We start from the raw sequence: 11,075 nt of genomic DNA on the forward strand, positions 1-11,075 counted from the left end.
TCTCTTATCCTGGGTAAACTGATATTCGGGGGCTTATGCCATCCCATCATGTTTATGTTGCCTGTGCGTGCTCTTTTTTGAACTCCGCCAGCAACCTTGCTTGCTCTTCAGTCAGAGCCAGGTTTTCCAGAAGTTCAGGTCTTCTAAGCCAGGTGCGGCCCAGCGACTGCTTCAGACGCCAGCGACGTATCTCAGCATGGTTTCCTGACAGCAATACTGCCGGTACTTCCATCTCTTCTAACACTTCAGGCCGGGTATAGTGCGGGCAGTCCAGCAATCCATCCGCAAAGGAATCTTCCGTTGCCGATGCCTCATGACCCAGAACTCCCGGAATGAACCGGGATACGGAGTCAATCAGTACCATCGCTGGTAGCTCTCCACCGCTGAGAACGTAATCGCCGATTGACCACTCTTCGTCAATTTCGGTTTGGATCACGCGCTCGTCTATGCCTTCGTAGCGACCACACACCAGAATCAGCTTTTGATTCGTTGCCAGTTCGCTGACGCCCGCTTGATCAAGCTTGCGTCCCTGAGGTGACAGATATATCACCTTAGCGCCTTCACCCGCCGCGCTTTTTGCTGCATGAATGGCGTCCCGCAAAGGTTGCACCATCATTAACATCCCCGGTCCGCCGCCGTAAGGACGATCGTCCACGGTACGGTGCCGGTCGTGCGTGAAGTCACGCGGACTCCAGCTCTGGATGTTCAGCAGGCCATTTTTTACAGCCCGGCCAGTTACCCCGTAATCGGTAATTGCACGAAACATTTCTGGAAACAGGCTAACGATACCTATAAACACAGCCAATCCCCATCACGCCGTCATTTACCGCTTATCCGGTGGTTTAAAAACCAGGATCCCAATCTACTTCGATAGTACGCGTAGTGAGATCGACTTTCTTGATAACCTGCCCATCGAGGAACGGCACGAGGCGTTCCTTGATACCAAACGCATCTTTCAGGTTTGCCTTAATGACGATGACGTCATTCGATCCGGTTTCCATCATATCGACGACTTTACCGAGATCGTAGCCTTCGGTGGTCACTACCTGGCAGCCCATCAGGTCTTTCCAGTAATAGTCACCGTCTTCCAGCGCAGGCAATTGCGAAGAATCCACGACAATTTCACAATTGGTCAGCAGGTTCGCCGCATCGCGATCGTCAACGCCTTTCAGCTTGATGATCAAATCCTGATTGTGGTGCTTCCAGCTTTCCAGCTGGACTTGCTGCCACTGACCCGCCTTCTGGATAAACCAGGGCTGATAGTCAAAAATGCTTTCAGCGTCTTCAGTGGAGGAAAACACTCTGAGCCACCCACGAATACCGTAAGACGACCCCATTTTCCCTAAAACAATAGGGTCTGCGGGCGCTTGCGCGGTGAGTTGTTTGCTCATCATGACCACCGTGACAGATTAAGCTGCTTTGTTTGCTGCTTTGATCAGCGCTGCTACGCGATCGGAAATGGTCGCGCCCTGGCCAACCCAGTGAGCGATGCGATCCAGATCCAGGCGAGTGCCTTCTTCTTTTTCGCTGGCGATTGGGTTGAAGAAACCTACGCGCTCAATGAAGCGACCGTTACGTGCGTTACGGCTGTCAGTAACAACAACCTGGTAGAACGGACGCTTTTTAGCGCCGTGACGTGCTAAACGAATAGTTACCATAACATCCTCTTGTGTGAATAAAACAACCGGGCCCCATCGAGGAACGGAGCCCGGCGTCATATTAAAAGCCCGAAAATTTTACTGATTTCTGGGGAAATTGCAATCAGCAGTTAATCACTCTGCTGCAAAAGGCCGTCGGCGGTGCAGCCAGTTCGACGCCGGCGTGCGCGCAGCCACCGGAGCGTACACGCAGTACGTGAGGATGGCGAGCACACCCCGGCGCCGAAATGGCAAATGAGCCAGGCCGGAAAAGATCAGCGGCCAGGGAAGCCTGGCGGCATCATGCCCTTCATACTTCTCATCATCTTCGCCATCCCGCCCTTCTTCATCTTCTTCATCATGCGCTGCATGTCGTCGAACTGTTTCAACAGGCGGTTAACGTCCTGCACCTGCATGCCGCAGCCGGCTGCGATACGGCGTTTGCGGGAGCCTTTGATGATTTCCGGCTTCGCGCGCTCTTTCAACGTCATCGAGTTGATGATCGCCTCCATGCGCACCAGCACTTTGTCATCCATCTGCGATTTAACGTTATCGGGAATCTGGCCCATGCCCGGCAGCTTGCCCATCAGGCTCGCCATGCCGCCCATATTTTTCATCTGGCGCAGCTGCTCTAGGAAGTCGGTGAGATCGAAACCGTCGCCTTTTTTCAGCTTGGTCGCCAGCTTCTCGGCCTGCGCGCGGTCAACTTTGCTTTCGATATCTTCGATCAGCGACAGCACATCGCCCATACCGAGAATACGTGAAGCAATACGATCCGGGTGGAAAGGCTCCAGCGCGTCGGTTTTCTCGCCCACGCCGAGGAACTTGATCGGCTTACCGGTGATATGACGAATAGAGAGCGCGGCGCCGCCACGGGCATCGCCGTCGACTTTAGTCAGCACCACGCCGGTCAGCGGCAGCGCTTCGTTAAACGCCTTCGCGGTGTTCGCCGCATCCTGACCTGTCATGGCGTCGACCACAAACAGGGTCTCTACCGGATTGATAGAGGCGTGAACCTGCTTGATTTCGTCCATCATCGCTTCATCAACGTGCAGACGACCAGCGGTATCCACCAGCAGCACGTCGTAGAACTTCAGCTTCGCTTCCTTCAGCGCGCCGTTAACGATATCGACGGGCTTCTGGCCGACGTCAGACGGGAAGAAATCCACGCCAACCTGCTCGGCCAGCGTTTCCAGCTGTTTGATCGCCGCCGGACGATACACGTCCGCAGAAACGACCAGCACTTTCTTTTTGTGCTTTTCACGCAGGAATTTACCCAGTTTGCCGACGCTGGTGGTTTTACCCGCCCCCTGCAAACCCGCCATCAACACCACGGCGGGCGGCTGCGCGGCCAGGTTCAGGGACTGGTTTTCTTCGCCCATCGCCGCGACGAGTTCGTTACGAACAATTTTGACGAACTCTTGCCCCGGCGTCAGGCTCTTGTTGACTTCGTGGCCAACCGCTTTCTCTTTTACGCGATTGATAAACTCACGCACTACCGGCAGCGCAACGTCAGCCTCCAGCAGCGCCATGCGCACTTCGCGCAGCGTCTCTTTAACGTTGTCTTCAGTAAGGCGTCCACGGCCACTGATATTGCGCAGCGTGCGCGACAAACGATCGGTTAAATTATCAAACATTGTCTCTCGCCTGGGGTGGAAACGGTTGGTCGCTCATGCGACACAGGAACAGAATTTTGTCGCAGTATAACATGAAGCCGCCTTTGTTGTTATGCAACGGTTGGAGCAGCGGTCACGTAACGTTATACTGCTTCTCTTTCTCACTGGCTAATTGTCGACATCACTATGCCCGTTTTTGCTTTGCTCGCCCTTGTCGCCTATTCCGTCAGCCTCGCGCTGATCGTTCCCGCTCTGCTGCAAAAAAACAGCGGCTGGCGGCGTATGGCTATTCTTTCTGCGGTCGTCGCGCTGGTGTGCCACGCTTTTGCGCTGGAAGCCCGTATCCTTCCCGCAGGTGAAGGCGGACAAAATCTGAGCCTGCTTAACGTCGGGTCGCTGGTGAGCCTGATGATCTGTACGGTGATGACGATTGTCGCCTCACGCAACCGCGGCTGGCTGTTGCTGCCGATCGTGTACGCTTTCGCGCTCATCAATCTGGCTTTCGCGACCTTTATGCCAAACGAATACATAACGCATCTTGAAGCCACTCCGGGCATGATGATCCATATCGGGCTGTCGCTGTTTTCCTACGCGACGCTCATCATCGCCGCTCTTTACGCGCTGCAACTGGCCTGGATCGACTACCAGTTGAAAAACAAAAAGCTGGCGTTCAGTAACGAAATGCCGCCGCTGATGAGCATTGAGCGCAAAATGTTTCATATCACGCAAATCGGCGTGGTGTTGTTGACGCTCACGCTGTGTACCGGCCTGTTTTACATGCACAACCTGTTCAGCATGGAAAACATCGACAAAGCCGTTCTCTCTATTGTGGCGTGGTTTGTCTATATTGTTTTGTTATGGGGACATTATCATGAGGGCTGGCGCGGCCGCCGCGTGGTGTGGTTTAACGTCGCAGGCGCAGGCATTCTGACGCTGGCCTATTTCGGCAGCCGGATTTTGCAGCAGGTCGTAAGTTAAGCCCTAAAAGGAGTCTCCCCTGGAACACATCTCAACCACCACGCTGATCATCACGTTACTCATCATGGTGGTCATCTCAGCCTATTTTTCCGGTTCTGAAACCGGAATGATGACCCTTAACCGTTACCGGCTGCGCCACATGGCCAAGCAGGGAAACCGGGCGGCAAAGCGGGTGGAAAAACTGCTGCGTAAGCCGGATCGCCTGATTAGCCTGGTGCTTATCGGCAACAACCTGGTCAATATTCTCGCCTCCGCCCTCGGGACCATTGTCGGTATGCGGTTGTATGGCGATGCGGGCGTGGCGATTGCCACCGGCGTGTTGACTTTTGTCGTGCTGGTGTTTGCCGAAGTGCTGCCAAAAACGATCGCCGCGCTCTATCCGGAAAAAGTGGCTTATCCGAGCAGCTTCCTGCTTGCGCCCTTGCAAGTATTAATGATGCCGCTGGTCTGGTTACTGAACACCATTACCCGGTTACTGATGCGTCTGATGGGCATTAAAACCGATATCGTGGTCAGCGGCTCGCTGAGCAAAGACGAACTGCGCACCATTGTGAATGAATCCCGCTCGCAAATTTCTCGTCGCAACCAGGATATGCTGTTGTCGGTGCTCGACCTGGAAAAAATGACTGTCGATGACATCATGGTCCCGCGTAATGAAATTATCGGTATTGACATCAACGACGACTGGAAATCGATTGTGCGTCAACTGTCGCACTCGCCGCACGGACGCATCGTGCTGTATCGCGATTCGCTGGACGACACCATCAGCATGCTGCGGGTGCGCGAAGCCTGGCGGCTGATGTCCGAGAAAAAAGAGTTCACTAAAGAAACCATGCTGCGCGCCGCCGATGAGATTTACTACGTCCCGGAAGGCACACCGCTGAGTACCCAACTGATTAAATTTCAGCGCAACAAAAAGAAAGTCGGTCTGGTGGTCAACGAGTATGGCGATATTCAGGGGTTGGTGACGGTGGAGGACATTCTTGAGGAGATCGTCGGTGACTTTACGACCTCCATGTCGCCAACGCTGGCCGAAGAGGTCACACCGCAGAATGACGGCTCGGTCATCATTGACGGCAGCGCCAACGTGCGTGAAATCAACAAAGCCTTTAACTGGCATCTGCCGGAAGATGACGCGCGGACAGTAAATGGCGTGATTCTGGAAGCGCTGGAAGAGATCCCGATCGCCGGCACCCGGGTGCGCATCGGTCAGTATGATATCGATATTCTCGACGTTCAGGAGAATATGATTAAGCAGGTCAAAGTGGTGCCAGTGAAGCCCCTGCGGGAGAGCGTGGCGGAATAAGACGCAGGATAGATAGGCCGGGTAAGGCGCAAGCCGCCACCCGGCGCTACAGATCACGCATTACGCTTTGGCTTTCGCTACCGTGACCATTGCCGCACGAATCGTACGACCGTTCAGCGTATAACCTTTCTGCATAATACCCAGCACGTTGCCCGGCGCGACCTCTTCCGACTCGACCATCGCAATGGCCTGATGCACGTTCGGGTCCAGCGCGACGTTGGTCTCGGCAATCACTTCAACACCAAACTTGCGCACCACATCCAGCATGGATTTGAGCGTCAGTTCAATGCCTTCGATCATCGCCGCCATGTCCGGGTTAGCTTTATCAGCCACTTCCAGCGCACGATCCAGGCTGTCGATCACCGGCAGCAGCTCGTTGACGAATTTTTCCAGCGCGAACTTGTGCGCCTTCTCAACGTCCAGCTCGGTGCGGCGACGCAGGTTTTCCATTTCCGCTTTCATGCGCAACAGACTGTCGCGTTCACGCGTCTGGGCCTCAGCAAGCTGCGCTTCCAGATTCGCAATTTTTTCATCGCGCGGATCCACCTGCTCAGCAGAAGCGTCTGATTCAACCGCCTCAACTTCTTCGTGCTGTTCCATGATAATTTCTTCCGGGGCTTGCCCCTCAGGCGTTTTCTGTTCTTTACTACTCATGAATTTCTCCGCGTTTTTTTCGCATTCATCTCGCTAACTTCGCTTATTATGGGGATCGGATTCAGGGTTTCAAGGGAAGCACTCACATTGTCATCAATCTTCGTTACAAGGACCTCGAAAAATGAATAATCATTTCAAGTGTATTGGCATAGTGGGACATCCACGTCACCCCACTGCTCTGACAACACATGAAATGCTCTATCGATGGTTATGCACGAAGGGCTATGAAGTCATTGTTGAGCAGCAAATCGCGCACGAGCTGCAGTTGAAAAACGTTAAAACCGGCACCCTGGCCGAAATTGGTCAGCAGGCGGATCTGGCGGTAGTGGTTGGCGGTGACGGCAACATGCTCGGCGCGGCGCGCACCCTGGCGCGTTATGACATCAAAGTGATTGGCATTAACCGCGGTAATCTCGGGTTTTTAACGGATCTCGATCCTGACAACGCCCAGCAGCAGCTCGCCGACGTGCTGGAAGGCCATTACATTGCGGAACAGCGCTTTTTGCTGGAAGCGCAGGTCTGCCAGCAGGATTGCCAGAAGCGCATCAGCACGGCGATCAACGAAGTGGTGCTGCACCCCGGTAAAGTCGCGCACATGATTGAGTTTGAAGTCTATATTGACGAGAACTTCGCCTTTTCACAGCGTTCAGACGGGCTAATCATCTCGACCCCAACCGGTTCTACCGCCTACTCGCTTTCGGCAGGCGGCCCGATTCTGACCCCTTCTTTAGATGCGATCACTCTGGTGCCGATGTTCCCGCACACCCTTTCGGCTCGTCCGCTGGTGATTAACAGCAGCAGTACCATTCGGCTGCGTTTTTCCCATCGTCGTAACGACCTTGAGATTAGCTGTGATAGCCAGATCGCCCTGCCTATCCAGGAAGGTGAAGATGTGCTGATTCGGCGTTGCGACTATCACCTGAACTTAATACACCCAAAAGATTATAGCTATTTCAATACGTTAAGCACCAAGCTGGGTTGGTCAAAAAAATTATTTTAATTTCACGCCAGCCTCTTTACTGGATAAAAAACCTGTTTATACTGTATTTAATTACAGTTATGGTTTTTCATACAGGAAAACGGCTATGTTGGCACAACTGACCATCAGCAATTTTGCAATCGTTCGTGAACTTGAGATCGATTTCCAGAGCGGAATGACCGTCATTACCGGGGAAACCGGGGCGGGTAAATCCATTGCGATTGATGCACTCGGCCTGTGTCTCGGAGGCCGGGCTGACGCCGACATGGTGCGAGCCGGCGCCGCACGTGCCGACCTCTGCGCTCGCTTTTCTCTGAAAGATACGCCTGCCGCCCTGCGTTGGCTGGAGGCCAACCAGCTCGAAGACGGACGTGAGTGTTTACTTCGCCGCGTCATTAGCAGCGACGGACGCTCCCGCGGCTTTATCAATGGCACTGCCGTTCCCCTCTCTCAGCTTCGCGAGCTGGGCCAATTGTTAATTCAGATTCACGGCCAGCATGCCCATCAGTTGCTGATCAAACCTGAGCACCAGAAATCGCTGCTCGACGGCTATGCCAATGAATCCCAGTTGGTGCAGGACATGGCTTCGCGCTACCAGTTGTGGCATCAAAGCTGCCGCGATCTGGCGCATCATCAACAGCAGAGCCAGGAACGCGCCGCGCGCGCCGAGCTGTTGCAATATCAACTCAAAGAGCTTAACGAATTTAACCCGCAGGCGGGTGAATTTGAGCAAATTGATGAAGAGTACAAACGGCTGGCCAACAGCGGCCAGCTTCTCTCTACCAGCCAGAATGCGCTGGCGCTGCTGGCGGATGGCGATGATGTTAACCTGCAAAGCCAGCTGTATACCGCGAAGCAACTGGTCGGCGAACTGGTCAGCATGGACAGCAAACTTTCCGGCGTGCTGGATATGCTGGAAGAAGCGACCATTCAGTTAACCGAGGCCAGCGACGAGCTACGCCATTACTGCGATCGTCTGGATTTAGATCCTAATCGCCTGTTTGAACTTGAACAGCGTATTTCAAAACAAATCTCGCTGGCGCGTAAGCATCACGTCAGTCCGGAGGCGCTACCGCAGTATTATCAGTCTCTGCTGGAAGAACAGCAGCAGCTTGACGATCAGGCTGACTCGCTGGAAACGCTGACGCTGGCCGTTAACAAGCATCATCAGCAGGCGCTTGAGTCCGCGAAGGCGCTACATCAACAGCGTTTGCACTATGCACAGGAGCTAAGCGCGTTAATTACCGAGAGTATGCACTCACTCTCTATGCCGCATGGCCAGTTCACTATTGCCGTGAATTTTGACGAACATCATCTGAGCCTTGACGGCGCGGATCGCGTGGAGTTCAGGGTCACGACGAACCCCGGACAGCCCATGCAGGCAATAGCAAAAGTCGCCTCCGGCGGCGAACTGTCGCGTATCGCGCTGGCGATCCAGGTGATCACCGCCCGTAAGATGGAAACCCCGGCGCTGATTTTTGATGAAGTGGATGTCGGGATCAGCGGACCAACCGCCGCCGTCGTCGGCAAGCTCCTGCGCCAGTTGGGAGAATCCACCCAGGTGATGTGCGTAACGCACCTTCCACAGGTGGCCGGCTGTGGTCATCAGCATTTCTATGTCAGCAAAGATACTGACGGTGAAATGACCGAAACCCATATGCAGCCGCTGGACAAACGCGCGCGTCTGCAGGAACTGGCGCGACTGTTGGGTGGTAGCGAAGTGACCCGCAATACCCTCGCAAACGCGAAAGAACTGCTGGCGGCATAAACTTTTTGGCCCCTTAACGGTCAGAGTAGACAACAAAAACGCCGACGGACCCGTAAGCAAAAGGTTTTAAAGTGGTGAAAGGTCTATTATCATCGGCATATTACATATGAGCCACGTACTGCTCGGGCCCGAAAAGGAATCAAATCACTATGCGCTGTAAAACGCTGACTGCTGCCGCAGCAGTATTATTGATGTTGACCGCAGGCTGTTCCACTCTGGAGCGAGTGGTTTACCGCCCTGATATCAACCAGGGGAACTACCTGACCGCTAACGACGTATCGAAAGTGCGCGTCGGCATGACTCAGCAACAGGTTGCCTATGCGCTGGGAACGCCAATGATGTCCGATCCGTTTGGCACAAATACCTGGTTCTACGTGTTCCGCCAACAGCCGGGACATGAAGGCGTAACGCAACAAACGCTAACGCTGACCTTTAACAGCAGCGGCGTGTTGACCAACATTGATAACAAGCCGGCATTGACCAAAAACCCCTAAACCAGGCTTGAGAACGTAAATCAAAATGTTAAAAGGTGCTCAATGAGCACCTTTTTTGTCACTGGCAGCGTTTGCCGACTGAAAGTATCGCGCCCCGCCGTATATAGCCTACTTATTGGCAGACTTCTCCGCCCGCTGTCTGCGCAACTCTTTCGGGTCGGCAATCAGTGGGCGATAAATTTCAACTCGATCACCCTCCTGCAGCGTATCGCTCAACTTCACCGGGCGGCTGTATATACCCACTTTGTTTTTCGCAAGATCAATATCGGTGCGTAGCTCGAGCAGACCGGAAGCGCGAATGGCGTCTTCCACCGTCGCCCCGTCATGCAGCGTGACGCGCTGCAGATACTGTTTTTCTGGTAACGCATAAGCCACCTCGACAACAATCTTAGCTGGCACTGTAAACCTCTTTTGCGCGCACAGTGAATGCCTGCACCATATTGGCGGCCAATTCTTTAAAGATACGACCAAACGCCAGCTCAATGAGCTTATTGGTAAACTCAAAGTCGAGATGAAATTCTACCCGGCAGGCTTCCTGACTCAGTGGGGTAAATTTCCAGCCGCCAATCAGTTTCTTAAACGGACCGTCGACCAGATTCATCAGAATGCTCTGGTTACGGGTTAACTGATTGCGCGTGGTAAACGTTTTACTGATCCCTGCTTTGGAGACATCAACTGCAGCCGTCATCTGCCCCGGCGTGGACTCCAGAACGCGGCTGCCGGTGCAACCCGGTAAAAACTGGGGATAGGACTGTACGTCATTCACTAACTGATACATCTGTTCCGCACTGTAAGGGACTAACGCGGTTCGACTAATCTGCGGCATAGCTATTTCCATCAACAAAAATCGAACAAATAATAGCATTTATCCTACGGTAAAAAAAACGCTATCCCGCAACAGGGTATAACCCGGTTCATGCTAAGATAATCCCTTCACCCCCTGAGGACGAAATGGGGTGTTTTTCGATTCCAGTTTACCTATACTGAGCGGCACTATGACGAAGAAAAAAGCACACAAACCTGGCTCAGCCACCATCGCGCTTAACAAACGTGCGCGACATGAATACTTCATCGAAGAAGAATTCGAAGCGGGACTCGCCCTGCAAGGATGGGAAGTGAAATCCCTGCGTGCCGGTAAAGCTAACATCGGCGACAGCTATGTCTTGTTACGCGACGGCGAAGCGTACCTGTTTGGCGCCAACTTTACGCCAATGGCTGTCGCATCGACCCACGTGGTTTGCGATCCTACCCGCACCCGTAAGCTGCTGCTTAATCAGCGCGAACTCGACTCGCTGTATGGCCGTGTTAACCGCGAAGGGTATACCGTGGTCGCGCTCTCTTTGTACTGGAAAAATGCCTGGTGCAAAGTCAAAATCGGCGTGGCGAAAGGTAAGAAACAGCACGATAAGCGTTCAGATGTGAAAGAGCGCGAATGGCAGCTTGATAAAGCCCGCATTATGAAAAATGCCGGGCGCTGACGCCTGCAGAATGTGACCAGCCCGACATTTTAGGCTGGTCACCTTTAATGACTCCCTGAAATCACAAAAATATATTCTCCCCGATCGTATAAATATATTTGCTGAATCGTTAAAATAACAAGAATATATCTTTAGATATATTTACAGTTATTGCATAGCCGAAGA

The 11,075-nt window shown here is 53.3% G+C and carries 12 protein-coding genes and 1 pseudogene; 6 read left to right on the top strand and 7 right to left on the bottom strand.

Annotation, left to right across the window (positions count from 1 at the left end):
- Window positions 1–33: 33 nt before the first annotated feature.
- From trmD to ffh, 4 genes and pseudogenes are all read right to left on the bottom strand, one after another.
- Window positions 34–799, bottom strand: a pseudogene (gene trmD / locus CSE01S_RS11350) (tRNA (guanosine(37)-N1)-methyltransferase TrmD).
- A 43-nt stretch (window positions 800–842) separates the two neighbouring features.
- Window positions 843–1,391, bottom strand: a complete 549-nt coding sequence (gene rimM, locus CSE01S_RS11355; RefSeq protein WP_042288279.1) for a ribosome maturation factor RimM — start codon at window positions 1,389–1,391, stop codon at window positions 843–845.
- An 18-nt stretch (window positions 1,392–1,409) separates the two neighbouring features.
- Window positions 1,410–1,658: a 30S ribosomal protein S16 gene (rpsP, locus tag CSE01S_RS11360; RefSeq protein ID WP_012134698.1), complete on the bottom strand. Its 249-nt coding sequence runs from the start codon at window positions 1,656–1,658 to the stop codon at window positions 1,410–1,412.
- 254 nt (window positions 1,659–1,912) lie between these two features.
- On the bottom strand, window positions 1,913–3,274 hold the full coding sequence (gene ffh / locus CSE01S_RS11365) for a signal recognition particle protein (protein ID WP_042288286.1): 1,362 nt from the start codon (window positions 3,272–3,274) through the stop codon (window positions 1,913–1,915).
- 165 nt (window positions 3,275–3,439) lie between these two features.
- On the opposite strand from ffh, the gene CSE01S_RS11370 reads away from it, so the two are divergent.
- The gene (locus CSE01S_RS11370) at window positions 3,440–4,231 is read left to right on the top strand and encodes a cytochrome C assembly family protein (RefSeq protein ID WP_042288288.1); all 792 of its coding nucleotides are present in this window, start codon (window positions 3,440–3,442) and stop codon (window positions 4,229–4,231) included.
- A gap of 19 nt (window positions 4,232–4,250) precedes the next feature.
- Window positions 4,251–5,537, top strand: a complete 1,287-nt coding sequence (locus CSE01S_RS11375) for an HlyC/CorC family transporter (RefSeq protein WP_131729031.1) — start codon at window positions 4,251–4,253, stop codon at window positions 5,535–5,537.
- Between the two features lie 60 nt (window positions 5,538–5,597).
- Here CSE01S_RS11375 and grpE read toward each other — a convergent pair whose 3' ends face one another.
- A complete protein-coding gene (grpE, locus tag CSE01S_RS11380; RefSeq protein ID WP_042288292.1) occupies window positions 5,598–6,191 on the bottom strand; it encodes a nucleotide exchange factor GrpE in 594 nt (197 codons plus the stop codon).
- Between the two features lie 121 nt (window positions 6,192–6,312).
- Here grpE and nadK point away from each other — a divergent pair, with 121 nt between their 5' ends.
- The 3 genes from nadK to bamE all read left to right on the top strand — a co-directional run bounded on the left by nadK (window position 6,313) and on the right by bamE (window position 9,432).
- Window positions 6,313–7,191 (top strand): NAD(+) kinase, encoded by an 879-nt coding sequence (gene nadK, locus CSE01S_RS11385; RefSeq protein WP_042288294.1) that lies wholly within the window; start codon window positions 6,313–6,315, stop codon window positions 7,189–7,191.
- Between the two features lie 85 nt (window positions 7,192–7,276).
- Window positions 7,277–8,938, top strand: a complete 1,662-nt coding sequence (recN, locus tag CSE01S_RS11390; RefSeq protein ID WP_042288295.1) for a DNA repair protein RecN — start codon at window positions 7,277–7,279, stop codon at window positions 8,936–8,938.
- A gap of 149 nt (window positions 8,939–9,087) precedes the next feature.
- Window positions 9,088–9,432, top strand: a complete 345-nt coding sequence (gene bamE, locus CSE01S_RS11395; protein ID WP_042288296.1) for an outer membrane protein assembly factor BamE — start codon at window positions 9,088–9,090, stop codon at window positions 9,430–9,432.
- 108 nt (window positions 9,433–9,540) lie between these two features.
- Here the strand turns inward: bamE and CSE01S_RS11400 are convergent, their stop codons facing one another.
- On the bottom strand, window positions 9,541–9,831 hold the full coding sequence (locus CSE01S_RS11400; RefSeq protein ID WP_042288298.1) for an RnfH family protein: 291 nt from the start codon (window positions 9,829–9,831) through the stop codon (window positions 9,541–9,543).
- Window positions 9,821–10,258 (bottom strand): type II toxin-antitoxin system toxin RatA, encoded by a 438-nt coding sequence (ratA, locus tag CSE01S_RS11405; protein ID WP_042288300.1) that lies wholly within the window; start codon window positions 10,256–10,258, stop codon window positions 9,821–9,823. Before ratA ends, CSE01S_RS11400 begins: the two co-directional genes overlap by 11 nt.
- A 169-nt stretch (window positions 10,259–10,427) precedes the next feature.
- Here ratA and smpB point away from each other — a divergent pair, with 169 nt between their 5' ends.
- Window positions 10,428–10,910 carry an SsrA-binding protein SmpB gene (gene smpB, locus CSE01S_RS11410; RefSeq protein ID WP_042289030.1) on the top strand — a complete coding sequence of 161 codons (483 nt, stop codon included), beginning with the start codon at window positions 10,428–10,430 and terminating at the stop codon, window positions 10,908–10,910.
- Window positions 10,911–11,075: the final 165 nt, after the last annotated feature.

It is taken from the genome of Citrobacter sedlakii NBRC 105722 (assembly GCF_000759835.1).
In the GTDB taxonomy this organism is placed as follows: domain Bacteria; phylum Pseudomonadota; class Gammaproteobacteria; order Enterobacterales; family Enterobacteriaceae; genus Citrobacter_A; species Citrobacter_A sedlakii.